Genomic DNA, 23442 nt, shown 5'->3' with positions numbered 1-23442 from the left:
GATGATCGAGGTCGAGAACCTCACGAAACGGTACGGCGCGAAGGTCGCCGTCGACGGTCTGTCGTTCTCCGTGACTCCGGGGAAGGTCACCGGATTCCTCGGCCCCAACGGCGCCGGCAAGTCCACCACCCTGCGCATGATCCTCGGTCTGGACGAGCCCACCGCCGGCCGGGCCAGCGTCTTCGGCGTCCCCTACCGGAGCCTGGCACGCCCGCTGACCCGGGTGGGAGCGCTGCTCGACACCAGGGCCGTGCACCCGGGCCGCAGTGCCCGGAACCACCTGCGCGTGCTTGCCGCCTCCCACGGCCTGCCCGCCACCCGGGCCGACGAGGTCCTGGACCGGGTCGGCCTGCTCGCGGTGGCCCGGCAGCGGGTGCGCGGATTCTCCCTCGGCATGGGGCAGCGGCTCGGCGTCGCGGCGGCGCTGCTCGGCGACCCCGAGGTGTTGCTGTTCGACGAGCCGGTCAACGGGCTCGACCCCGAGGGTGTCCGGTGGATCCGGGAGCTGATGCGGGGGCTGGCCACGGAGGGGCGGACGGTGCTGGTCTCCTCCCACCTGATGAACGAGATGGCGGTGACCGCCGACCATCTGGTGGTCGTCGCCCGGGGCCGGCTGCTCGCGGACACCCCCGTGGACGCGTTCATCGCCGCGCACTCGGACAGGACCGTGCTGGCCCGGGTGGCCGATCCGGAGGGGATGCGGCGGGCGCTGCGGGAGCGGGGCATCGAGTCCGTGCGGCAGGACGACGCGACGCTGGCGGTGAGCGGGGCGTCCGTGGAGAAGGTCGGGCTCGTCGCGAGCGCGGAGAGCATCGCTGTTTTCGAGCTGACCGCTTCCGCGGGTTCACTCGAGGAGGCCTTTATGAGGCTGACCCAGGAACACGCTGAATACCGGGCTTCGACGGGGGGCTTCTGATGAGGTACGCCGTGGCCGCGGAATGGGTCAAATTGACGACGCTGCGGTCTCCGAAATGGTCGCCGGCGGTTTATCTCGCCCTGATGATCGGACTTGCTTTCGTCTACGGGATGGTTCCCGGCGAAAGGCAGCTGACGGCGCCGGGGTTCGACCCGGTCGCGCTCGGCCTGTCGGCCGTACCGCTCGGCATGATCGTTCTGGTGGTCATGGGGATTCTCGCGGTGACGGGCGAGTACGCGTCGGGGTCGATCAGGAGCAGTCTGCTGGCCGTCCCCGACCGGGCCCGGTTCTACTACGCCAAGGTGGGTCTTGTCAGTCTGGTCAGCGGGGTGCTGGCGGTGGTGGGCGTGGTGCCGGCCTTCCTGATAGTGCAGAGCGGCATCGGGGAGCACCGGGCACCGACGGGACTCGTCACGGCGGGGCATGTGGCGGGGGCGGTGCTCTACACGGTGCTGCTTGTGGCGTTCTCCATGGGGGTGGCGACACTGCTGCGGTCGGGGGCGGCGGCGCTGTCCGTCCTGCTTCCGCTGTTCTTCATGCTCTCCACGATCCTGAGCAACATACCGGGGGTCGGGGAGGTGGCACGGTTCCTGCCCGACGTGGCCGGCGGGATGGTGCTGCGCGGCTCAGGGGGCGACGAGGTGCTGGGAGCGTGGTCCGGGCTTGGAGTGCTCGCCGTATGGACGGTGGGGGCGGTGGCGCTCGGCCATTGGATGACGGTACGGCGGGATGTCTGAGGGGGCGACGACCTCACACCCCGCGAACGGGCCCCCACACGAATGTGTGGGGGCCCGGCCTATTTTCCGGTGCATTTCAGCGTGTGCGTACAAAGGCGTCAGGTCTATGCGCTCGACGAATTGAGGGCGGACAGACTGGGAGCGTCCTCCGAAGGCGGAGGGCACGCGTTCCGTATTTCGCCCGACGAATTCCGGGCGCGTGTCGGAAGAAAACCGAGAAGGAGAAAGACCATGGAGAAGATGCAGGCCGACGTCCTCGGCGGCTACGACGAGTTCGAGCTCGTCGAGATGGGCGAGGCGGACGTGTACGGCGGTACCACCTGGAGCTGCGCCATCGTCACCCTGGTGTCCGCCGTCGCCTGCCCGACCACCAAGTGCACCAGCCAGTGCTGAAGCCCTTGACGGCTCTGATACGCGCGGCCCGCTGAACCGGACCGCCGCGTCGGTCACGACGGACGGGGTGGGGGAGGGCCGGACCGAGGTCCGACGGTCCGCGCCGGGCTTCCCGGTCTCCCGCCCCGTCCGACGTCCCGTCAACGCAATCCCCTCTTCCTGCCCGAAGTCCCACAACCCGGAGGTGCGGTAGCCATGGGCACTCGCCCGGAATCACGTCGGACCGCGCGCCGCGTGCCGGCCGTCACCCAGGTCGCCCAGACCGAGTGCGGTCTGTGCTGCTGCGTGGCCGTGCTCCGCTACTACGGGCGGGACGAAGGCATCTCCGAGGTCCGCGAGGACATGGACGCGGGACGGGACGGCCTGAGCGCCCGGCAGCTCGCGCGGTTCCTGGAGTCCCGCGGCATGCGGAGCCGGCTGCTGAGCGCCCGGAGCGTCGCCGCGCTCACCCGGTTCGACTCCCCCGTGATCCTTTTCTGGGACGATCACCACTTCGTGGTCCTGGAGAGCTTCGACGGCGATCAGGCCGTCGTCATGGACCCGTCCGTCGGCCGCCGCCGGGTGACCTCGGACGAACTCGCCCAGCACTTCAGCGGTGTGGTCGTCACCGCCGAGCCCGGGCCCGCGTTCCGCCGGCTGCGCCGCCGGCCCTTCGCCGACTGGCGGACGATGCCCCTGCTGCCCGAGGGCGCGGGGCGCCGGATGGCCGGTGTCGGCGCGCTGTCGCTGGCCGCCTACGCCGCGGTGCTGGGGATCCCGCTGCTCACCGAGTGGTCCGTGGACCGCTTCTCCGGCTGGAAGGAGCTCGGCGACCATCTGTGGGTCATCGGCATGGTGGTCGGCGCCGCGGCCGGTTACTACCTGCTGCATCTCCTGAGGATCCTGCTGCTGTCCTCGCTCGTGTCGGTGCTCGGACGCCATCTGATGGACCACGCGTTCACCCGGCTGCTGTCGCTGCCGTACCGGTTCTTCACCACCCGTCAGCCCGGCGAGCTGCTCTTCCGGCTCGGCAGCGTCAACGCCGTCCGCGACATGCTCTCCTCCCGGGTCGCCCAGGGCGTGCTGGACGTCGGCACCTTGGCCTGCGTCACCGGCTACCTGATGTACGCGGAATGGCGGCTCGGGCTGATGGCGCTCGCCCTGGTGCTGGCCAACGCCGGCTATCTGGCCGCCACCCGATCGCGGGTCCTCGAGGCGGTCGACATGGAGATCACCCACCTCGGCAGGAGCCAGTCGCTGCAGCTGGACGCCATCGTCTCCATCCCGACCATCAAGATGGGCGGCTACGCCGACGAGTACCTGGACACCTGGCGCGAGACGTACGCCGCCTCGCTGGAGGCGATGAAGGCGCGGATGCGGCTGCAGCAGGGCCGGGTGTCCGGTGTGGCGGCCACCATCCAGATGTTCGGGCCGCTGCTGCTGCTGCTCGCCAGCCTCTACTTCGTCGGCCAGGGAACCATCACCATCGGCGGGGCGATCGCGGTGCAGACCGTCGCCGCCACCTATTTCGCGATCTCCACCTCGGTGTTCCAGGCGTACGCGGAGTTCACCGAGACCAGCCGCTACATGTCCCGCCTGAGCGACATCACCCGCGCCGAACCCGAGGGCCCCGGCGGCGAGCGCAAGGAGCTGGCGGCCGCTTCCGTCCGCCTGGACCAGGTGTCCTTCCGCTACACCCGGCACAGCGAACCGGTGGTCCGCGAGGTCACCATGGACATCCCGGCCGGCGCCCGCGTCGCCCTGGTGGGCGCCTCCGGGTCGGGCAAGAGCACCCTGGCCCGGATCGTCTGCGGCCTGCACGAACCCACCTCCGGCTCGGTCCTCTTCGGCGGCCGGGACGCCGCCGAGTACGACCGGGACTCCCTGCGCCGGGTGATCGGCTACATCCCGCAGGAGGTCCACCTGCACAACCGGTCGATCCTGGAGAACCTCACCCTGGGCCAGGACATCCCCGAGGAGACCGTCCGGGAGTTCTGCCGCGAGGCCGGCATCCTGGACTTCCTCGACGACCTGCCGATGGGTCTGCACACCCTGGTCGCCGAGATGGGCTCCAACTTCTCCGGGGGGCAGCGGCAGCGGTTGGCGATCGTGCGCACCCTCCTGCAGCGGCCTTCCATCCTCGTCATGGACGAGGCCACCGCCTCCCTGGACACGGTCAACGAACGCCGGGTGACCCGGCTGATCGAGGGAATCGGCGCCACCCAGATCGTCATCGCGCACCGTCTGTCGACGATCGAGTCCGCCGACCTCATCTACGTGTTCGACCAGGGACGGATCGTCGAGCAAGGAACACATTCAGAACTCATGGACGGAGGCAGCGTGTACCGGGATCTGTACGCGGCGACAGCCGATGGGGCCGGCCCGACGGCCGAACTGCTGGTGGGGGGTGCCGGGGCATGAGCGAGAGCACGGTGGCCATCGGGGCCTTCCTCCCCTTCTACTCCCATGTGGTCCTCCGGTCCGCGGTCGAGAAGGAGCTGCGGGAGCCGCTGCTGCGGGCCGCCGTCCCGGACCGCCGCGACAGTGTGCTGGACCAGGTCCACGGGGCCCTGCTGAAAATGGTGGAGACGCAGGCCTACCGGATGCTCATCGGCGAGTTCCACGCCTTCCGCGAGCAGTTGGGCCTGCCGATGGAGACCGGTGGCGACACCGCCCTGCGCCGCTTCACGGCCCGTCTGGAGGAGCCCGGCTTCCCGGACGCCCTCCTTGAGAAGTACCCGGTGCTGCGGCTGCGACTGACCTCGATGCTTTCCCACTCCCTGGACGCCTATCGCGAGTTCCTCACCGCCTTCGCCGACGACCACCCGCTGCTTGCGGAGGCCGGACTGCTCGGCGAGTCGGGCGGCGACGGCCGGCTGCTGTCCGCGATCTCGCCCAGCGGCTCCGACCTGCACAACGACAACCGTCTGGTACACATTCTCCACCTGGCCAACGGAACTCGGCTGGTGTTCAAGCCGCGGCCGCTCACCGCGGACGACTTCGTCCGCGACCTCTACCGGGCGGTCGGCCCGTACTTGGAGCACTCGCTGTCCCGCTGCGTTCCCCGTTCGTTCACCGTGGGCACGCACGGCTGGCAGGAGTTCACCGTGCCGGCCGCCATGGAACAGGCGGACCAGCCCGACCGCTACTTCTACCGGATCGGCGCGCTGGCGGTGCTGTTCGGCGCCATCGGCGCCACCGACCTGCACGACGAGAACCTGCTGGCCTGCGGCGAGCACCCCTGCGTCATCGACACCGAGACCATGCTCCGGCCGGACGCCGGGGTGGGCGATGACTCACTCCCCGACGTGCTGATGAACCACACCAAGCTGTCCGTCGCCTCCACCATGCTGGTGCCGATGGTGAACCCGACCTCGCCGGTCGACTTCATCATGGCGGGCGTCGGGGTGGCGGGCGACCAGCCGTCGTCCATGACCAGCGCCGTGATCCGCGACCCGGGAACGGACGCCATCGCGGTGTCACGGGAGCCCTTCAACTACCGGCATGGCGACAACGTGCCCCGGCTGGGCGAGACGCACCTGATCGCCACCGAGTGGTTCGACGCCATCCTGGCCGGCTGCCGTGCGGCCCTGACGGCCCTGCGGGACGGCGCCGTCACCCGCGTCCTGGAGGCCCATCCCGAGGTGCCGGCGCGGCTGCTGCTGCGCTCCACCATGATCTACGGTCGCTTCATCGACGCGTCCACCCACCCGAAGTACCTGGTGGACCCCCAGGAGGCCGAGCGGCTGTTCGGACTCCTGAAGATGCACCAGGACTACCTGTCCCCGGAGGCGGAGCGCTTCGCGGCGGACGCGGAGCGCGCCTCGCTGCACGGCGGCAACGTGCCGTACTTCGTCACCCGGGGCGACTCCGACGCGCTCGGCACGGTCAACGGTTCCACACCCGGGGTGTATTCGGCGACCGCACTGGACTTCGCCCGGCGCGGCATCGCCCACAACGCGGCCCGCACCGACGCCTACCACCACTTCCTCCTCGAGGAGTGCTTCGGCGAGCTGTGCGGCGAGGACACGCCCGGCGGGCTCTCGGCCTCCGGGGTCTTCGGGGGGCAGCTGCTGGCCAGGGCCCGTCCCGGCGACTGGTGGCGGGCGATCGCCGGCCGGATCGCCGAGATACGGGTTCCGGTGACCGCTCCCGGCGGGCAGGAGGAGTGCGGATGGGTCGGCGGCATCGGCCCGGACCGCGACGCCTCCACCATCACCCCGGGCAACTTCGTCTCCTTCCACGACACGGCCGGCGTGGTCACCTTCCTCAACCGCGCCGCCGTCCGCGACGAGAGCCTGAGCGGTCCGGCCGGCAGCGCCGACCGGGGGCTCACCACCCTGCTCGCCGAGTACGGCGAGGCACTGCTGCAGCGCCCCGAGTCGGTGTTCACCGGGGCCGCCTCCCTGCTGCTGGTCCGCCCCGAGGAGCAGGAGACCGCGTCCGCCCGGCTGGCCGCCCTGCTCAGGGCCCTCCAGGACCGCGCGACGGAAGACGTCCTCGAGACCGACCTCTCCAACGGCCCGGCCGGACTGCTGATGGTCCTGCTCGACCGGCTCCGCCGCGACGGCACCTCCTTCCCCGCCGACGCCACGACGGTCGAGCGGCTCACCGACCTGGCTTTGTCCCACCTGGGCAGGGAGCGGGACACCCCCTGGTCGGACCTGGCCCACGGCGAACTGGGACTGCGCTGGGCGGCCGCCCGGACCGGCTCCGTTCTGGGCCTTGACCGCACCGCCAAGGAGGCGGCGGACTGGCTGATCGGCCGCTGGGAGCGGGACGGCGTCCCGGCGGAGCACGGCTGGTGCAAGGGCGCCGCCGGCCTCCTGCTCGCCGGATCGGAGATCCTCGTCGCGGCGGGCCGGGAGGACTGGCTGACCGAGTCCCGGCTGTCCGACGTGGTCGGCCGGGCGACCGCCCTGGCGCCCGGGCGCGCGGTGGACCTCTCCGTCTGCCACGGCAGCAGCGGCGTCGTCCAGTGCCTGATCGGCGCGGGCCGCACCCTGGGACGCGCGGACCTGTTCGAGCGGGCCGTCGCCCATCAGACCGAGGTCCTCGACCGGATCCGCGAGGACGGCTACTTCACCGGCGCGGCCGGCCGGACCTCACTGATCGGCTACATGCTCGGCTGGGCCGGCGTGGGCGACACCGACCTGATGGTCGACGCCCTGCTCGGCGGCGCGGACCCGGCCGGTCTGCGCCTCCCGCTGGAGCTGTCCGCGCCCTCCCTTCCCTGAGCTGACCGCCCGCCTGTCATCGCTCCACCACTCGTCGAAAGGGCTGCCGGGATGCGGCACTCGATCCTCCTCCCCGTCAACGCCACCCGCCCCGAGCAGGTGATCCCCTTCGCCAATCTCGTCAAATGGGGTGGCGCGGCCCGGCTGTGGCAGGGCCAGGGCCTCGTTCTGGACAGCCATCAGATCGTGAGCTGGCTGGCCGGCTCCGGCATCAGGGTGCCCGCCGGTTTCGGGGTGTCGCTGATGCCGTACCGCTCGCCGTACAACGCGGCGATCGAGGCCCGGTCGGCGGCGCTGGCCACCGGGCACGAGGTGGTGGCCGGCTACGGTCCGGGCTCGCTCGCCGCGCAGACCTGCGCCATGGGACGGCCCTACGCCAGTCAGCTCACCGCCTGCCGGGAGTACGTCACCATCGTCCGGGACCTGCTTGACGGCGGGATCAGCGACCGCGAGGGGGAGATCTTCTCCGCCAAGGCGCAGCTCATGCCGTTCCACAAGCCGGAGGTGTCGCTGGGCCTCGGCGTCCTGCGGGAGCGGATGGCCGAACTCGCCGGGGAACTCGCCGACGTGGCCATCACCTGGATGGCCTCGGCGGCGTACCTCGAGGAGTTCCTGATCCCGGCCCTGCGGAGCGCGAAGGAGCGGCGTCCGGAGCAGCCGGTCAAGGTCACCGCCTACGTTCCGGTGGCACTGGCCGGCCCCGACCGGGACATGGCGAAGCTGCTGCGGGCGACCTGCGGGGGGCACATCCAGTTCCCGCACTACCAGGCCGTCCTGCGCCGGGCCGGGATCCAGGTCACCGGCGACGGCGGGCCCGACGACGTCCGCGCCCTGGTGGACGGCGGCATCTTCCTCTACGGGACGGCCGAGGAGATCCACCAGCGGCTCGACGCCTACCGGGCGCTCGGCGTGGACGAGGTGGTCCTCAACGTCACCGGGGTCGGCGCGGTGCACGGACCCCGGGCCGCCGCGTCCGACCTCTACGAGATCCTGAAGGCCGCGCCGTGACCGGGCCGGTCACCCTTCGCCCGGGACGTCAGGAGCGCCTGGCCCGTCGGCGGACGGCCGGCCGGTCCCGAGCTTCCGGGCCCGCTCCAGGTCTCGGGCCAGATGTGCCCGGCGCCGTCCGTTCCTGCGGCGGCTGCGCCGGTCCTCGGGGGTGTCGTACATCAGCTGGGTGTGGAAGTAGTTGACGTGCTCCAGGACGGCGAAGAGCGTGAAGAGCAGGCCCGGGATGGTCCCCGACCCGGGGTCGTCGGCCACCGCGAGAGCGGTGAGCGGCACGCCGAGCCCGAGCAGCAGCAGGTTGACCACCCGGGCGGCGGCGAACACCGCCGCCCCTGGGAGCGGCGCGCCGCCACCGGCGGACAGGGCACGGAGCTTGACCGTCCAGTACGCGGCGCCCTCCAGCAGGAGCAGGGCGACAAGGGCGAACCCGAGGATGTTGGCGGTGGTCGCCGGCACGCCGACCACGCCGAACCAGATGGCCGCCTGCAACGGGACGTTGACCAGTTCCCCCACCGCGAGCGACCGGAGCCGCCGCCGGACCCGCGCCCCGGCCGACCGGATGCCCGCCGTCACTGGCGCGCCATCTCGGCCACCAGGCGGTGCGCCCGCGCTGTGTCCCAGGTGAGGGCGGCGGCCCGGATGGCCTCGACGCCGGGAGGGACGTCCAGGCCCAGTTCGTCGGCGAAGACGGTCCTACATCGCTCGATCACGCCCAGCGCGCCGGCCACGTCGCCCTGCGCGCAGTAGGTGGCGGCGAGTAACTGCCACAGCCGCTGCCGGTAGGGGGCCTCGGCCAGCACGGTCTCGATGCGGTACGACAGCATCTCGGTCCGATGGGTCAGGAGGCAGGCGGTGAAGAAGTCCTGGCAGGCCTCGAAGCGGGTGTTGCTGAGGCCCACGGTATGCGCGTGGAACCACCGGGTGGCCGGGAGCCGTTGGCCGAACGGGCCGCGCCAGAGGGCGAGGGCCTCGTCCAGGTGTGTGACCGCGGCCCGGTGGTCGCCCGCGGCGAGCAGTTCCCTGCCCTGCCGGGCGAGCTTCAGGAAGCAGGACAGGTCGAGTTCGTCCGCGTCGACGCTGAGGGCGTACCCGGTCTCCGCGCCGCGGCTGGTGGTCAGCCGCTCGCTCAGTCCCGGCTGCGCGGAGTCCAGGCCGCGGCGGAGTCCCGTGAGGTGGCTCCTGATGTTGGCCACCGCCGAGCTCGGCGGGTCGTCCCACAGCAGCTCGGTCAGCTCGCCCATGCCGACGAACTGTCCCCGGCGCAGGAGCAGCGCGGTGAGCAGCGCGCGGCGGGCCGCCGACTGCATCTCGGCGCCGCCCGCGATTCTCACAGGCCCCAGCAGTCGGAAAAGCATCTGGCTCTGCCCCCTCTCGTGTGGAGTGCTGAGGCAGGTGCCGGACCCGGGCCACAAGGGCCGCCGGCGGCGTGTCCCCCCTCGCGTCGTGTGGCCGGCACCACGCCTCCCTCCCGACCGAATATGGCAGCGCCCGAGACGGCGAGGAACAAGGCCTGTTGGCCAGATATGGCCAACCCGATGCAGGATCCGGCCTGATCGTTCCTGAACCGGAAATCCTACTGCCGAGTCACCAGGGGCTCCTGGTGAAACCTTTACCCTTCGGGCACCTCCCTTCTACAATTCCGACAACACACGCCGGCCGGATCCTTCCCGATGTCCTCTCCCACGGGAGTGCCTCTTGCTCGTGCACCACATGGCGGTCCTTGGTCTCACTGCGGCGGAAGAGGAGCTCTACCGGCACCTGCTGCGCAACCCCGGCGTCGAACTCGACGAGGTGCACGTCCTGTTGCGACAGGAGCCCCTCACCCTGGACGCGGCGGTGCGTCGGCTGCGGGAACTGCACGTCATCCGCGAGGACGACGGCAAGGCATGGCCGCACAAGCCGGACCTGGTGGTGAACCGGCTGGCCCAGCAGCGCCTGGAGGAGTTCTACAGCACCATCCGCACGCTGTCCGACCTGAGACCCATCGTGGACTCCCTGACCCGTGACGCGCGCGACCAGGGCCCGGACTCCGAACACGCCCCGGTGGAACGGCTGATGGGGCTGCCGGCCATACGCGAACGACTGGACGAACTGGCGTTCTTCGCCCGTAAGGAAGTGCTGGCCTCCGAGCCCTACGACGCGCTCACCCCGGAGAACATCAAGCACTCCCGCCCGCTCGACCTGCGCTGCCTGCGCCGTGGCGTCGTCCTGCGCAGCCTGGTCCGCGCCTCCGCGGTGGCGGACGACACCACGCGGGCCTACCTCCAGGAACTGACCACCGCCGGGGCCCGGATCCGGGTGGTCGAGGACCTGAGCGAGCTGATGATCGTGTACGACCACCACACCACGCTGGTGCCGGTGGACCCGAAGAACACCTCCAAGGGCGCCCTCTGTTCGAGCGAGGAGGGGATCGTCACCACCGTCGTCAACAATTTCGAGCGTCTGTGGGCGGGGGCCGAGGAGTTCGCCGACCTGGTCGGGCAGGGGGACGACGCGTCGGGCGAACCCGAACTGACCGATCTGCAGGTCCAGGTGCTGCGGGCGATGTGCACGGTCGGCAAGGACGAGACCGGCGCCCGCCAGGTGGGCACCGCACTGCGCACCTACCGCCGCCACATATCGGAGCTGATGCGGCTCCTCGGCGCGGAGAACCGCGCCCATGCGGCGTTGCTGGCCCGCGAACGAGGGTGGGTCTGACAGCCGGACGGGGCCGGCAGTCGACGGGGTTGGCGGCCGGCGGGCCTGACGGCCGGCGGTGCTGACAGCCGGGGCGTGACCGGCCGTCAGCCGTCCCCGAGTTCCCGGGCGTCCGCCCAGAGCCGCTCGAAGTGGTTGACGACCGTGCTCACCATGCCGGGTTCAGCCGTCACGAACGCGCCCTTGGCGATGTCCGAGGGCTCGACCGGCACCAGCGCGGTCGCGCCGTCGCACACCGCCATCGGGCTGTCCGAGGAGGGCAGCACCCGTACCCGCGCGCCGGCGTCGGCCAGTTGGCGCAGGTGGGTGACGACCACCGGGTCGGCGAGCATGGACTGCCACACCAGGAGCCGCACGGTGACGCCGCGGCCCAGCATCCGCAGGCCCAGCGGCAAGGTCAGCCGAAGGACCCGGCTGTCGACCTCCTCGCAGAGCCCGCCCGCCAGGACCTCGGAGCGGGTGTTCAGGGCGAGGGCCTCGACCCTCGCCCGCAGCTCGACGGGATCGGTGATCCGCTCCACCAGTCGGCTGTCCGGCGGAGGCGTGTCACCCTCCTCGGCCCGGCCGGCGACGGCCGCCTCGTCCTCCAGGGAGCGCACCACCGTGTAGACCTGGGCGAGGCTGCGGGTGATGGTGTGCAGCTCGGCCAGCAGCCGCTCGGCCAGCAGGGCCACCACCGCCTTCGGCTCCTCCGGCCACAGCGCTCCGTCCCGCTCGACCACGGCGCCCAGAGCCTTCAGCCGCCCCACGGCGGCCTCACCGGTCCCGGACGGGTGCCACGGCGCGGCGACGATCTCCCCGACGCCGCTGCCGGGATGCCTCAGCAGGTGGCGGTACGTCTCCTCCTCCGCAGGGGTGATTCCCAGGATCTGCATGCGGTGCATCGGCGGTGCTCCACGGTCGGTCGGTGACGAGGAACTGGAAAAGCGGTGGTCCGCGCGTCGTGCTCGGCACCCGGACCGCTGGACCCACCCCCGTGGCGGGCTCGCCCGACAGGGTCAGGTGCCCGGCTTCTCCTGCCAGCCGTTGACCCAGCACGCGCTCTGCGGGTCGAGACAGCCGCCCGCCACGACGACGGCGTCGCCGCTCGCCGGCGCGGCGCTCCCCACGACGGCGGTGAACGCCCCTGCCGTCGCCAGTGCGGTCAGCATCACCGCCGCGATCCCCCGGGCAGCCCTGCTGGTGGCGGTACGCATCATGGTTCTTCCCCTCCCGGCGCCCCGGCGCCGTGCCTCAGAGGTGCCCGGGACGAGATCCCGACCACATCAGAAGCATCGCAGCGAACCCCCTCCACCACAGGACTCCGCGGTGGCATGCTCCTGCCTCGGCACCGTGCACGATCCTGCCACCGCCGGTGGGACGGTGGCGCCCGGGAGCCGTCAGGTGTGGTTGACCGGGAGGACGTCCGGGGAAAGAGCGCCGGCCTGTGAGGAGGCCGACGTCATCCGCTTGCGGTGGTGGCGGCGGCAGAGCACCTCGTAACCGATCTCCTCGGCCGGCCGGTTCACGTCCCCGACGACGACCTGCTCGCCCTCGACGACCATCTCTCCGCCGACCGTACGGGCGTTGTGCGTGGCCCGGGCACCGCACCAGCACAGCGCCTCGACCTGGAGCTGCTCGATCCGGTCCGCCAGCTCGATCAGCCGCTGCGAACCGGGGAACAGCTTCGTACGGAAGTCCGTGGTGATCCCGAAGGCGAAGACGTCGAGACCGAGGTCGTCGACGACCCGCGCGAGCTGGTCGATCTGCTCGGGGGCCAGGAACTGCGCCTCGTCCACGATCACGTAGTCCGCCTTGCCGCCCTGCGAGAGCTGGGCCACGAGGTACGCGTACACGTCCATGCCCTGAGGAGCCTCGACCGCCTCCGTCACCAGACCGAGCCGGGAGGACAGCTTGCCCTCCCCCGCCCGGTCGTCACGGGTGAAGATCACGCCCTGCAGACCCCGCGCGTCACGGTTGTGGGCGATCTGGAGCGCCAGGGTGCTCTTCCCGCAATCCATGGTTCCGGAGAAGAAGACCAGCTCGGGCATGACGGGTCGGGGACCTTTCAGGTCGTGGGGGGCGTGTGGCGCGGGGGGTCAGGAACGGACTTCGAGCAGCGGGACGAGCTGCTCCGCGGGGGTCATCGACCCGTGCATGCCGACCATCGCCGACTCGTGGGGCTCGTTGACGGAGGCGGTGATCGCCACGTCGTCGTGGGCCGCGGCGACGACGTCGCCGATCCGGCCGTACACGCGGTCGTCGACCTCGTCGCCGAACCAGCCGAGGGAGACGGCCTCGTCGCGGCTCGCCACCCAGAACTGCTCGCCGATCACCTCGCGCCAGCAGGTGAGGACGTCCGCCTCGGCGCCCGGTACGGCGTAGACGTGGCGGGCGCGCCCCTCGCCGCCGAGGAGGGCGACGCCGGCGCGCAGCTCCCAGTCCTCGTCGAAGTCGATGCGGTGCTGCTCGTCGAAGGGGATGTCGACCATGCCGTGGTCCGCCGTGACGTACAGGGCGGAGCGGGGCGGCAGCTGCTCGGCGAGCCGCTGCACCAGCCGGTCGACGAACATCAGCTGGCCGCGCCAGGCGTCGGAGTCGATGCCGAAGCGGTGTCCGGCACCGTCGAGTTCGCTGTAGTACGTGTAGACCAGCGAACGGTCTCCTGCGGCCAGCTGCTCGGCGGCGAAGTCCATGCGTTCCTCGCCCGAGAGCCGCCCGTGGAACGTTCCGCCGCTGAGCGCGACCTTGGTGAGCGGGGTCTGCTCGAAGATCGGGGAGGACACCTGGGCGGTGTGGATCCCGGCGTCGTGCGCGAGCTGGAAGACGGTGGGGTACGGCTGCCAGACGTGCGGCGCGGTCCACGGCTTCCAGCGCAGCTGGTTCATCAGCTCGCCGGTCGCGGGGTTGCGCACGGTGTAGCCGGGCAGGCCGTGCGTACCGGGGTAGCGGCCGGTGCCGACGGAGGCCAGCGAGGTCGCCGTGGTGGCGGGGAAGCCGGCGGTGACCGGGCGGCCCGTGCCACCCCGCGAGGAGCCGAGGAGCGAGGTCAGATAGGGGGCCTCGTCGGGGTGCGCCGCGATCTGCTCCCAGCCGAGCCCGTCGATCAGGAAGACGCAGTTCCGGTCGGCGGGGGCCAGCTCGGCGATGCGCGGTGTGAAACCGGGCACGCCCTGACCGGCGACGAGCGTCGGCAGCAGGTCGCCGAGGGAGCCGAAGGTGTACTCGGGGACCGGTGCGGTCTCCAGCGCGAGCGGGACCGGATCGTCGGGCCAGCCATGGGTCACGGCGGCGGGCTGCACCATCAGCGGGTGGGGGCGGCGGTGGCCGCGATGGCTTCGGAGAGGGCCTGGGCGAAGACCAGGGTCTGCCGCACGGTGTCCGGGCCGTCACCGGCCTCGCTCACCCGCAGGCTCAGGTCGTCGGCGGTGGCGTTGCCCGTGTAGCCGTGGTCGGCGTCACAGTTGGAGTCGCCGCAGGCGGCGGGCTCCAGGTCGATCCGGGAGACGGCGCCCCAGCCGATGGTGAGGACCACCTCGCGGGGCAGCGTGCCCGGGGTGTACGACTCCGGGTTGGCGACGACGCGGCTGACGACGACGGACGAGATCCGGTCGAGCTTCACGGACTCGGTGGACGTCGTGGCGTACGGCGTCGGGGAGCTGGTGTCGGCGGCCTGCTCGTCGGTGTGGCTGACGATGAAGCGGTGCGGGGTCAGGACGAGCACGGTGACGTGGCGCCGGACCTCGTTCGCGTCGAAGGTGGTCTCCTGGTGCACCACGTACGACGCGACGGCCTCGCCGCCGACGGCGGCCTCCACCGCCTCGGCCACGAGGGCCGGGTAGTAGCCGCTGCGCTCGATCGCCGCGCGCAGCCCCTGGGTCGTCGTACCGGTCTTCGCCATGGACTCCATCCTACGGGGCGGTGGGGCCCCCTCAGGCCCTTGAGTAGCTCGGCAGGCTGCGGGGGCCCAGGTCGGTTCGGGGCGGTGGCGGGGCCAGTCGGACGGTGGCGCCGAGCACCGAGAGGCCGCGTGGTGCCACGACCACCGGCTCCAGGGAGACGGCGACCACCTCGGGGTGGTCGTCGACGAGCCGGGAGACCCGGAGCAGGACCTCCTCCAGGGCCGGGGTGTCGACGGGGGCGGAGCCGCGCCAGCCGAAGAGCAGCGGGGCGGTGCGGAGGGAACGGACCAGTTCCGCGACGTCCCGGTCCGTGGCCGGAACCAGTCGGTGGGCCGTGTCGCCGAGCAGCTCGGACGCGGCGCCCGCGAGGCCGAAGGAGAGGACGGCCCCGACGGCCGGGTCGATGGCGGAGCGGACGACGGTGTCGACGCCCCGGGGAACCATGGCCTGCACGACCGGCTGGAGTTCCTCCGGGGTGCCGAGGACCTCGGTCAGCTCGGCGTACGCCGTGCGCAGCTGTTCCTCGGTCGCCAGGTCGAGCCGTACGCCGCCGAGGTCGGGGCGGTGGCGGAGGTGGGGGGCGGTCGTCTTGAGGGCGACCGGGTAGCCGAGCCGGCCGGCGGCGGCGACGGCGGCGCCCGGCGTGGGAGCGGGCAGGGTCGGCAGTACGGCGATCCCGTACCGAGCGAGCAGCTCCTGGGTCTGGTCGGTGTCGAGGGTCACACCGCGCGGGTCGGCTTCGTCGCCCGCGCCGAGCACCCGCTCGATGAGCGCGGCGGCCCCGGCCTCGTCGATGTCCTCGTACTCGGGCACCCGCCCGGGGTCGGCGGCCTGGCGCCGCCACTGCCCGTACCGCACGGCCTCGGCCAGCGCCCGGACGGCCCGTTCGGCGGCGGGGTAGGCGGGAATGGTCGTCGACGGCGCGCGGTCGGCGGCCTTGGGCCCCTGCGCCGGCTCCGCCTGGCTCCCGGACGTGCCGGACGTGCCGGGCGCGACGGGCGCGACGGGCGCCGCCGCGGTGGGCCGGGAGCCCCGCCCCCGGATCGCCGGGCGCGTGCTCGTCGCGACCGCGAGGGCCTCCGCGAGGCCGCCCATCTCGACGTGGACGACGACGACCGGCTTCGTGGGGGCGGGGGCGGCGGCGACCGCCTCGCGCAGGGAGGCCGCGAGGACCTCGCCGTCGCCGAACTCGGTGGCGCCGTTCTCGCCCACCCACGGGATCGCGGTCACGACGACCGCGTCCGACGTCTCGTCCGCGAGGGCCGCCGCCAGCGCGTCCCGGAAGTCGGCCGGCTCGGCCGCCGTCGTCAGGTCGAGCGGCCGCAGCGGGCGCAGCCCTTCGGTCAGGCAGGCGTCGTACGTGAGGAGGCCGAGCGACTCGGAGTTGCCCAGGATCGCGACCCGGGGCCCGGCGGGCAGGGGCTGGGCGGCCAGGAGCAGCCCCGCGTCGACGAGTTCGGTGACGGTGTCGACCCGGATCACTCCCGCCTGCCGGAGCAGCGCGGACACCGTGGCGTGCGGGATGCGGGTGACCGGCACCCGGTGGCCGGGCGGGGCGCTGCCGCTGTGGCGGGCGCCCTTGACCACGACGACCGGCTTGACGGCGGCGGTCCGGCGGGCCAGCCGGGTGAACTTCCGGGGGTTGCCGATGGACTCCAGGTAGAGGAGGACGACGTCGGTCCCCGGGTCGTCGTACCAGTGCTGGAGGAAGTCGTTGCCGGAGACGTCGGCGCGGTTGCCGGCGGAGATGAAGGAGGAGAGCCCGGCGCCCCGTCGGTGCAGCCCGGCGAGGAGGGCGATGCCGATGGCACCGGACTGGGTGAAGAGCCCGATGCGTCCGGCGGCCGGCATCTGCGGCGCGAGGGAGGCGTTGAGCCGGACGTCGTCGGTGGTGTTGATGATCCCGAAGGCGTTGGGGCCGATGATCCGCATCCCGTACGAGCGCGCCTGGCGGACGAGCTGGCGCTGCCGCTCGCGGCCGGTGGCTCCGCTCTCCGCGTATCCGGCGGAGAGGACGACGAGGCCCCGTACCCCGTGTTCGCCGCAGTCCGCGACGGCTTCGGGCACCCGCTCGGCGGGGACGGCGACGACGGCGAGGTCGACGGGTTCCCCGATGGCGCCGACGGAGGGGTACGCGGCGACGCCGTCCAGCTCCGCCGCCTCGCCGGCGGGGAGCGCGGCGTTGACCGCGTACACCCGGCCCGCGAAGCCGGCCCCGAGAAGGTTGCGCAGGACGGTGCGGCCGACGCCGCCCGGCGCCCGCCCGGCCCCGACGACCGCGACGGACCGGGGGGTGAGGAGGCGTTGCACGGAGCGGGCTTCGGCCCGCTGCTCCCGGGCGCGCTGGACGGCGAGGGAACGGTCGGTGGGTTCGAGGTCGAGGTGGAGCCGTACGGAGCCGTCCTCGAAGCTGCGCTTCTGGGTGTAGCCCGCGTCCGTGAAGACCTTGATCATCTTGTTGTTGGCGGGGAGGACCTCGGCGGCGAAGCGCCGGATGTCCCGTTCCCGCGCGACCGCCGCGATGTGTTCGAGCAGGGCGGAGGCGACTCCGCGCCCCTGGTGGGCGTCCTGGACGAGGAAGGCGACCTCGGCCTCGTCGGCCGGGGCGGAGGCGGGCAGGCCGCGTTCGTCGATGCGGTCGTAACGGACGGTGGCGATGAACTCGCCGCCCACGGTCGCCGCGAGTCCGACCCGGTCGACGAAGTCGTGGTGGGTGAAGCGGTGGACGTCCTTCGCCGAGAGCCGGGGGTAGGGGGCGAAGAAGCGGTAGTACTTCGACTCGTCCGAGACCTGCTCGTAGAAGCTGACCAGGCGGTCGGCGTCGTCGGCGGTGATGGGCCTGATGCGCGCGGTGCCGCCGTCGCGGAGCACCACGTCCGCTTCCCAGTGGTCGGGATAGTCGTGATGGTCGGGGTGATCAGGGTCCCGTGGCTCCTGGCGGGCCGGTCGTTCCGCCGCTCCCGACTGCTCCGACGCGCTTCGCATGGGGCCAGCCTACGGCCGCGACACGACCGTGGCACCGGTCGCGTGACGGGTGTACGCCGTGCAAGGTAGGGGCACCCCCGTACGACGCGGGGGAACCTCCGTGCGCAGGGGGGAGCGCGCCGCCGTGACGGGTGAGGGCCGAACGGCGGTCCGATCCGGGCCGAGGGTCGGCGTGAGCACGGAGCATCCCGTGAGAGACTGGTCTAGACAACCGCTTAAGACTTGAAGGGCAACACCATGGCTGAGCGCCGCGTCAACGTCGGCTGGGCCGAGGGCCTCCACGCCCGCCCCGCGTCCATCTTCGTCCGTGCCGCCACGGCTTCCGGCGTTCCGGTGACGATCGCCAAGTCCGACGGCACCCCGGTGAACGCCGCCTCCATGCTCGCGGTGCTCGGCCTGGGCGCGCAGGGCGGCGAGGAGATCGTCCTCGCTTCGGACGCCGAGGGCGCCGAGGCCGCTCTGGACCGTCTGGCGAAGCTGGTCGCCGAGGGCCTCGACGAGCTTCCCGAGACCGTCTGATCCGGTTCGACCTTCCCGTATCGACGAAAGACCGTGCCTGCCGCAATTCCGGCGGTCACGGTCTTTCGCATTTCCGTCGCCCACTTTCCGGGCAGCACGAACACACCACCGCTGAATTCCTATTCTTTGTATACGGTGCTCGCGTTAATTCCGGGCACTCGCCGTGTTGACTACATGTTGCGAAACCCTCACACGACCGCGCTCCGGCCTTTTGAGTCGGTGCAGCGACAGCGAGCGTTCCGCGTGCAGCGAGGTCAGCGCCCTCGCGCGCTCGGCGTCCCCGCGCGCCACGGCGTCCACGATCGCGCCGTGCTCCGCCCACGCCTCCACCGGCTGGGAGGGCTGCTCGACCGCGTACATCCAGGCGATCTTGTGCCGTAGCTGGGTCAGCAGCGCCGTCAGCGCCGGGCTGCCGGAGGCCTGCGCGAGCGTCTCGTGGAACCAGCCGCCCAGTGAGCGCAGATCCTCGCCCTGCCCCCGCCTGGCCCGCTCCTGCCCCAGCCTGACCAGGCCGCGCAGCACCTTGAGATGGGCCTCCGTGCGCCGCTGGGCCGCGCGCGCCGCGCCGAGCGGTTCGAGCAGCGCCCGCATGTCGAGCAGGTCGGCCGCCTCCTGCTCGGTGGGCTCGGCGACATGCGCGCCCGCGTGGCGGCGGGTGACGACGAAGCCCTCGGACTCCAGGGTGCGCAGGGCCTCGCGGATCGGGACACGGGAGACCCCGTAGCGGCGGGCCAGCTGGTCCTCGGTCAGCCGGCTGCCCCGCTCGAAGACGCCGGAGACGATGTCGTCCCGGATCGCCGTGCATACCGAGTGCGCGGGAATACGCATGTCCGACCTCCGCCTTGGTCTGCGCGAGACAATTCTTACGGCGCCTGTTCTGCGCCCGATCTGCGACTCTATTGCAGCGCGCCGGAATTTCCGATGCCTCAGCGGAATATGGATGTCTTTTGACCGACGAAAAGCCCCGGCTCAGGACGAGCCGGGGCTTTTGCGATGCGCGGGGCGCAGGCGTCAGACGTTGACGCCGCGGGCGCGGAGGTAGGCGACCGGGTTGATGTCGGAGCCGTACTCGGCGGTCGTCCGGGCCTCGAAGTGGAGGTGCGGGCCGGTCGAGTTGCCGGTCGAGCCGGAGATGCCTATCCGCTCGCCGGGCTCGACGGTCTGGCCGACGTAGACGCCGATGGAGGAGAGGTGACCGTACTGGGTGTACGTGCCGTCGTTCATCCGGATGACGACGTTGTTGCCGTACGCGCCACCCCAGCCGGCCTCGACGACGGTGCCGGAGCCGACGGAGACGACGCTGCTGCCGTAGGCCGCGTGGAAGTCGACACCGGAGTGGCTGCCGGAGGACCAGAGCGAGCCACCGGTCTTGTAGCCGGTGGACACGTACGAGCCGGCGACGGGGAGCTGGAAGGAGTTCAGACGGCGGCGCTCGGCCTCACGGGCGGCGCGCTGCTCGGCCTCGCGGATCTCCTTGGCGCGGGCCTCGGCCTTGCGCTTCGCCTCGGCCTGGGCCTTCGCCTTGGCGGCGGCCTCGAAGGCCTCCTGCTCCTGCGCGGCGGCCTGGGCGTTGAGCCGGTCCGCGAGCGAGTCCTCGGTGATCACCTTGGTGAGGCCGGTGTCCTCGACGGAGCGGTTGTCCGTCTCGGCGGCGAGCGCCGGGGAGGCGAGGGTGCCGATGACGCCGGTGGTGGCGAGGGTCGCGGCGCCGGCGATGCCTACGCTGCGGCGCGCCATACGGCTCGGACCACGATGCTTCCCGGTGGCACGGGTGAACGCCATGTAGTGGCTGATCCTTTCCTTCCCTCTCGCCTACCGGGTTAGCTGACGGGTTCGGAGCAGGAAGGTCTCCTACGAGCCCCTCCGTACGAGACGAAGGCGCCCGATTCACCCCAGGGACTACGTGTGGGTCCCCGGCTCCCCAGGCTCGCGCCTGACGGGGACTCGGCGATGACTGTCCGGATGCCGCGGGTGCGGCACGTGCAACTGCCGGACAGACGCACCGACGCTATGCGGATCGTCTTTCAATCACCAACCGGACCCGCCAGTTTGTAAGACATGCCACAGGCCATAGAGCCACTCAAGCCATCAATACGGACAAAGGGGAGGGCTCCGACGAAACAGGTCGTCGGAGCCCTCCCCCTGCCGGATCGGCAGCCGGAATCAGCCGGTCACGACGGTGACTTCACCGATGCCGAGCGCGCGCACCGGGTCCGCGATCTGCGCCGCGTCGCCCACCAGGACGGTGACGAGCCGGTCCACCGGGAAGGCGTTGACCACGGCCGCGGTGGCCTCGACCGTGCCGGTCTCGGCAAGACGCGCGTACAACTGGGCCTGGTAGTCGTCCGGAAGGTGCTGCTCGACCTGGTCGGCGAGCGTCCCGGCGACGGAGGCGGCCGTCTCGTACTTGAGCGGCGCGACCCCCACCAGGTTCTGCACGGCGGTCTCGCGCTCGGCGTCCGTCAGACCCTCGGCGGCCAGGGTGCGCAGCACCTTCCACAGGTCGTCAAGCGCCGGGCCCGTGTTGGGGGTGTCGATGGAGCCGCTGATGGCGAGCATCGCGGCGCCGTTCCCCTGGGCGTCCGAGCGGAGCACCTGCCCGAAGGCCCGCACCCCGTAGGTGTAGCCCTTCTCCTCGCGCAGGACCCGGTCCAGACGCGAGGTCAGGGTGCCGCCGAGGCAGTACGTGCCGAGGACCTGGGCCGGCCAGACACGGTCGTGCCGGTCGGCGCCGATCCGGCCGATCAGCAACTGGGTCTGAACGGCGCCCGGCCGGTCCACGATGACGACCCGTCCGGTGTCGTCGGCCGTGATCGGCGGCATCGGGAGCGGCTCGGCCGGCTCGCCCGTCCAGGCGCCCAGGGTCTCGGCGAGGACCTTGTCGAGGTCGACGCCGGTCAGGTCGCCGACGACCACGGCGGTCGCCGTGGCGGGCCGGACGTACGCCTCGTAGAAGGCGCGGACGGCGGCGGCGTCGATCGCGGAGACGGTCGCCTCGGTGCCCTGTCGCGGCCGGGACATCCGCGCCTCGGCCGGGAACAGCTCCTTGGAGAGCTGCTTGGCCGCGCGGCGGGCCGGGTTGGCCGTCTCGTGCGGGATCTCGTCGAGCCGGTTGCGCACCAGTCGCTCGATCTCGGTCTCGAGGAACGCCGGGGCGATCAGGGCCTCGGACAGCAGCCCGAGCGCCTTGGGCAGCCGGGAGACCGGAACCTCCAGGGAGACCCGTACGCCCGGGTGGTCGGCGTGCGCGTCGAGCGTGGCGCCGCAGCGCTCCAGCTCGGCCGCGAACTCCTCGGCACTGCGCTGGTCCGTGCCCTCGGAGAGCGCGCGGGCCATGATGGTGGCGACGCCGTCGAGACCGGCGGGCTCGGCGTCGAGCGGGACCGGCAGGAAGATCTCCACGGCCACGACCTGCTGGCCGGGGCGGTGACTGGTCAGCAGCGTCAGGCCGTTGTCCAGCTTCCCGCGGTCGGGGGCCGGGAAGGCCCAGGGCCTGGCGACGCCCGGCTCCGGCTGCGGGTGGAAGTCCATGCTCGTCAAAGACACGGCGGCGTCGGTCACTGGTCCGCTCCCTCTTCGTCATCGCCGTCGGCGTTGTCGTTCTGCTCGGTCGCCACGGGCTCGTAGACGAGGACCGCGCGGTTGTCGGGCCGCAGCCTGGCCGCGGCGGCCGCCCGCACCTCGTCGGCGGTGATGTCGAGCACACGGTCGACGGCCGACAGGGCGAGCTGCGGGTCGCCGAACAGCACGGCGAACCGGCACAGTTCGTCGGCGCGGCCCGCGACGGTGCCGAGGCGGTCGAGCCACTCGCGCTCCAGCTGGGCCTGCGCGCGCTCCATCTCCTCCGGCGTGGGGCCGTCGGCCGCGAACCGGGCGAGCTCCTCGTCGACGGCCGCCTCGATCTGCGGGACCTCGACACCGCCGGAGGTCTTGACGTCCAGCCAGCCGAGCGAGGGCGCTCCGGCGAGCCGCAGCAGCCCGAAGCCGGCGGCGACGGCCGTGCGGTCGCGGCGGACCAGGCGGTTGTGCAGACGGGAGGACTCACCGCCGCCGAGGACCGTCAGGGCCAGGTCGGCGGCGTCGCACTCGCGCGTGCCGTCGTGCGGCAGCCGGTAGGCGGCCATCAGCGCGCGGGCCGGGACCTCCTCCTCGACGACCTCGCGCAGCTGCTCGCCGATGACCTCGGGAAGGTCGCCGGGGCGCGGCTCGGGCTTGCCGTCGTGGCCGGGGATGGAGCCGAAGTACTTCTCGACCCAGGCGAGGGTCTGCTCCGGGTCGATGTCGCCGACGACGGAAAGCACCGCGTTGTTCGGGGCGTAGTACGTGCGGAAGAAGTTCCGCGCGTCCTCCAGGGTGGCCGCGTCCAGGTCGGCCATGGAGCCGATCGGCGTGTGGTGGTACGGGTGGCCCTCCGGGTACGCGAGGGCGGTCAGCTTCTCGAAGGCGGTGCCGTACGGCACGTTGTCGTAGCGCTGGCGGCGCTCGTTCTTGACGACGTCGCGCTGGTTCTCCATGGACTCGTCGTCCAGGGCGGCCAGCAGCGAGCCCATGCGGTCGGCCTCCAGCCAGAGAGCGAGCTCCAGCTGGTGTGTGGGCATGGTCTCGAAGTAGTTGGTGCGCTCGAAGCTCGTCGTGCCGTTGAGCGAGCCGCCCGCACCCTGCACCAGCTCGAAGTGCCCGTTCCCGTGGACCTGCTTCGAGCCCTGGAACATCAGGTGCTCGAAGAGGTGCGCGAGCCCCGTGCGGCCGGGAACCTCGTGACGCGAGCCGACGTCGTACCAGAGGCAGACCGCGGCGACCGGGGTCAGGTGGTCCTCCGAGAGCACCACACGCAGGCCGTTCGCCAGCCGGTGCTCGGTCGCTGTGAGGCCGCCGGAGCCGGCCTCGGCCGTGGCCGTGTGACCCATGGGCATGTACGTCCCTTCGATCGCGATGTGAAAAAGTCCTGCCACTGTATGCAAGCGCGCCGACACCTCGCGAAGTTCCCGCCCCTTCCAGATGTCCCTCTTCCGGGTCGCGGTCGGCGTTGTCGGTGGCACGGTCCACAATGGTCCGCGTCAGATCAACCATGTTGGTGAAGGAGCCGCAGC

20 protein-coding genes and 1 riboswitch are annotated in these 23442 nt (G+C 71.9%); of the genes, 8 read left to right on the top strand and 12 right to left on the bottom strand.

Annotation, left to right across the window (positions count from 1 at the left end; translation table 11 throughout):
- The first annotated feature begins 1 nt into the window (after position 1).
- From IO20_RS0110715 to IO20_RS0110690, 6 genes are all read left to right on the top strand, one after another.
- The gene (locus IO20_RS0110715; protein WP_030548299.1) at positions 2-916 is read left to right on the top strand and encodes an ABC transporter ATP-binding protein; all 915 of its coding nucleotides are present in this window, start codon (positions 2-4) and stop codon (positions 914-916) included.
- 11 nt (positions 917-927) lie between these two features.
- The gene (locus IO20_RS0110710; protein ID WP_157850762.1) at positions 928-1653 is read left to right on the top strand and encodes an ABC-2 transporter permease; all 726 of its coding nucleotides are present in this window, start codon (positions 928-930) and stop codon (positions 1651-1653) included.
- A gap of 231 nt (positions 1654-1884) precedes the next feature.
- The gene (locus tag IO20_RS40690) at positions 1885-2046 is read left to right on the top strand and encodes a class II lanthipeptide, LchA2/BrtA2 family (protein ID WP_169749506.1); all 162 of its coding nucleotides are present in this window, start codon (positions 1885-1887) and stop codon (positions 2044-2046) included.
- Positions 2047-2280: 234 nt separating this feature from the next.
- On the top strand, positions 2281-4446 hold the full coding sequence (locus IO20_RS0110700; RefSeq protein WP_030548295.1) for a peptidase domain-containing ABC transporter: 2166 nt from the start codon (positions 2281-2283) through the stop codon (positions 4444-4446).
- Complete coding sequence (gene lanM / locus IO20_RS0110695) at positions 4443-7262, top strand: type 2 lanthipeptide synthetase LanM (RefSeq protein ID WP_078945915.1); 2820 nt, start codon at positions 4443-4445, stop codon at positions 7260-7262. The genes IO20_RS0110700 and lanM overlap by 4 nt, the downstream gene beginning before the upstream one ends.
- Positions 7263-7313: 51 nt before the next feature.
- Positions 7314-8270 carry an LLM class flavin-dependent oxidoreductase gene (locus IO20_RS0110690; protein WP_030548290.1) on the top strand — a complete coding sequence of 319 codons (957 nt, stop codon included), beginning with the start codon at positions 7314-7316 and terminating at the stop codon, positions 8268-8270.
- Positions 8271-8279: 9 nt separating this feature from the next.
- Here the strand turns inward: IO20_RS0110690 and IO20_RS0110685 are convergent, their stop codons facing one another.
- A complete protein-coding gene (locus IO20_RS0110685) occupies positions 8280-8843 on the bottom strand; it encodes a hypothetical protein (RefSeq protein ID WP_245684917.1) in 564 nt (187 codons plus the stop codon).
- The gene (locus IO20_RS0110680) at positions 8840-9625 is read right to left on the bottom strand and encodes an AfsR/SARP family transcriptional regulator (protein WP_030548286.1); all 786 of its coding nucleotides are present in this window, start codon (positions 9623-9625) and stop codon (positions 8840-8842) included. Before IO20_RS0110680 ends, IO20_RS0110685 begins: the two co-directional genes overlap by 4 nt.
- A gap of 346 nt (positions 9626-9971) precedes the next feature.
- Between IO20_RS0110680 and IO20_RS0110675 the strand changes: the two genes are divergently transcribed.
- Complete coding sequence (locus IO20_RS0110675; protein WP_245684926.1) at positions 9972-10967, top strand: helix-turn-helix domain-containing protein; 996 nt, start codon at positions 9972-9974, stop codon at positions 10965-10967.
- 86 nt (positions 10968-11053) lie between these two features.
- Here IO20_RS0110675 and IO20_RS0110670 read toward each other — a convergent pair whose 3' ends face one another.
- The 6 genes from IO20_RS0110670 to IO20_RS0110645 form a co-directional block, all read right to left on the bottom strand.
- On the bottom strand, positions 11054-11851 hold the full coding sequence (locus IO20_RS0110670) for a phospholipase D-like domain-containing protein (protein WP_051874345.1): 798 nt from the start codon (positions 11849-11851) through the stop codon (positions 11054-11056).
- Positions 11852-11965: 114 nt separating this feature from the next.
- Complete coding sequence (locus IO20_RS0110665; protein ID WP_030548279.1) at positions 11966-12166, bottom strand: hypothetical protein; 201 nt, start codon at positions 12164-12166, stop codon at positions 11966-11968.
- A 180-nt stretch (positions 12167-12346) separates the two neighbouring features.
- Positions 12347-12997, bottom strand: a complete 651-nt coding sequence (locus IO20_RS0110660) for a thymidine kinase (RefSeq protein ID WP_030548277.1) — start codon at positions 12995-12997, stop codon at positions 12347-12349.
- A 48-nt stretch (positions 12998-13045) separates the two neighbouring features.
- A complete protein-coding gene (locus tag IO20_RS0110655) occupies positions 13046-14251 on the bottom strand; it encodes an alkaline phosphatase family protein (protein WP_030548275.1) in 1206 nt (401 codons plus the stop codon).
- Positions 14251-14847 carry a DUF5998 family protein gene (locus tag IO20_RS0110650; protein ID WP_030211761.1) on the bottom strand — a complete coding sequence of 199 codons (597 nt, stop codon included), beginning with the start codon at positions 14845-14847 and terminating at the stop codon, positions 14251-14253. Before IO20_RS0110650 ends, IO20_RS0110655 begins: the two co-directional genes overlap by 1 nt.
- Before the next feature lie 31 nt (positions 14848-14878).
- Positions 14879-17833, bottom strand: a complete 2955-nt coding sequence (locus tag IO20_RS0110645) for a bifunctional acetate--CoA ligase family protein/GNAT family N-acetyltransferase (RefSeq protein WP_078945914.1) — start codon at positions 17831-17833, stop codon at positions 14879-14881.
- 237 nt (positions 17834-18070) lie between these two features.
- Here IO20_RS0110645 and IO20_RS0110640 point away from each other — a divergent pair, with 237 nt between their 5' ends.
- Entirely contained in the window at positions 18071-18352 is a 282-nt protein-coding gene (locus tag IO20_RS0110640; RefSeq protein WP_030222698.1) for an HPr family phosphocarrier protein, read from the top strand.
- A gap of 144 nt (positions 18353-18496) precedes the next feature.
- Here IO20_RS0110640 and IO20_RS0110635 read toward each other — a convergent pair whose 3' ends face one another.
- From IO20_RS0110635 to IO20_RS0110620, 4 genes are all read right to left on the bottom strand, one after another.
- The gene (locus tag IO20_RS0110635) at positions 18497-19180 is read right to left on the bottom strand and encodes a GntR family transcriptional regulator (protein WP_030548270.1); all 684 of its coding nucleotides are present in this window, start codon (positions 19178-19180) and stop codon (positions 18497-18499) included.
- A 183-nt stretch (positions 19181-19363) separates the two neighbouring features.
- Entirely contained in the window at positions 19364-20134 is a 771-nt protein-coding gene (locus tag IO20_RS0110630; protein WP_030548268.1) for a M23 family metallopeptidase, read from the bottom strand.
- Between the two features lie 12 nt (positions 20135-20146).
- A riboswitch (cyclic di-AMP (ydaO/yuaA leader) is annotated at positions 20147-20312 on the bottom strand.
- Between the two features lie 203 nt (positions 20313-20515).
- Entirely contained in the window at positions 20516-21883 is a 1368-nt protein-coding gene (locus tag IO20_RS0110625; RefSeq protein WP_030548265.1) for a M16 family metallopeptidase, read from the bottom strand.
- A 26-nt stretch (positions 21884-21909) separates the two neighbouring features.
- Positions 21910-23265 (bottom strand): M16 family metallopeptidase, encoded by a 1356-nt coding sequence (locus IO20_RS0110620; protein ID WP_030548263.1) that lies wholly within the window; start codon positions 23263-23265, stop codon positions 21910-21912.
- Positions 23266-23442: the final 177 nt, after the last annotated feature.

The sequence above is a fragment of the Streptomyces exfoliatus genome (assembly GCF_000725545.1).
Taxonomy (GTDB): Bacteria; Actinomycetota; Actinomycetes; order Streptomycetales; family Streptomycetaceae; genus Streptomyces; species Streptomyces exfoliatus.
Note: the sequence above shows the minus strand (reverse complement) of the source record. Positions and strands in the feature narration are given on the sequence as shown.

Excerpts from the sequence above, each read along its gene's own strand:
- IO20_RS0110715 (WP_030548299.1), top strand. The coding sequence starts at position 2 with ATGATCGAGGTCGAGAACCTCACGAAACGGTACGGCGCGAAGGTCGCC.
- IO20_RS40690 (WP_169749506.1), top strand. The coding sequence starts at position 1,885 with ATGGAGAAGATGCAGGCCGACGTCCTCGGCGGCTACGACGAGTTCGAG.
- lanM (WP_078945915.1), top strand. The coding sequence starts at position 4,443 with ATGAGCGAGAGCACGGTGGCCATCGGGGCCTTCCTCCCCTTCTACTCC.
- IO20_RS0110690 (WP_030548290.1), top strand. The coding sequence starts at position 7,314 with ATGCGGCACTCGATCCTCCTCCCCGTCAACGCCACCCGCCCCGAGCAG.
- IO20_RS0110680 (WP_030548286.1), bottom strand. The coding sequence starts at position 9,625 with ATGCTTTTCCGACTGCTGGGGCCTGTGAGAATCGCGGGCGGCGCCGAG.
- IO20_RS0110670 (WP_051874345.1), bottom strand. The coding sequence starts at position 11,851 with ATGCACCGCATGCAGATCCTGGGAATCACCCCTGCGGAGGAGGAGACG.
- IO20_RS0110665 (WP_030548279.1), bottom strand. The coding sequence starts at position 12,166 with ATGATGCGTACCGCCACCAGCAGGGCTGCCCGGGGGATCGCGGCGGTG.
- IO20_RS0110660 (WP_030548277.1), bottom strand. The coding sequence starts at position 12,997 with ATGCCCGAGCTGGTCTTCTTCTCCGGAACCATGGATTGCGGGAAGAGC.
- IO20_RS0110655 (WP_030548275.1), bottom strand. The coding sequence starts at position 14,251 with ATGGTGCAGCCCGCCGCCGTGACCCATGGCTGGCCCGACGATCCGGTC.
- IO20_RS0110650 (WP_030211761.1), bottom strand. The coding sequence starts at position 14,847 with ATGGCGAAGACCGGTACGACGACCCAGGGGCTGCGCGCGGCGATCGAG.
- IO20_RS0110645 (WP_078945914.1), bottom strand. The coding sequence starts at position 17,833 with ATGCGAAGCGCGTCGGAGCAGTCGGGAGCGGCGGAACGACCGGCCCGC.
- IO20_RS0110640 (WP_030222698.1), top strand. The coding sequence starts at position 18,071 with ATGGCTGAGCGCCGCGTCAACGTCGGCTGGGCCGAGGGCCTCCACGCC.
- IO20_RS0110635 (WP_030548270.1), bottom strand. The coding sequence starts at position 19,180 with ATGCGTATTCCCGCGCACTCGGTATGCACGGCGATCCGGGACGACATC.
- IO20_RS0110630 (WP_030548268.1), bottom strand. The coding sequence starts at position 20,134 with ATGGCGTTCACCCGTGCCACCGGGAAGCATCGTGGTCCGAGCCGTATG.
- IO20_RS0110625 (WP_030548265.1), bottom strand. The coding sequence starts at position 21,883 with ATGGACTTCCACCCGCAGCCGGAGCCGGGCGTCGCCAGGCCCTGGGCC.
- IO20_RS0110620 (WP_030548263.1), bottom strand. The coding sequence starts at position 23,265 with ATGCCCATGGGTCACACGGCCACGGCCGAGGCCGGCTCCGGCGGCCTC.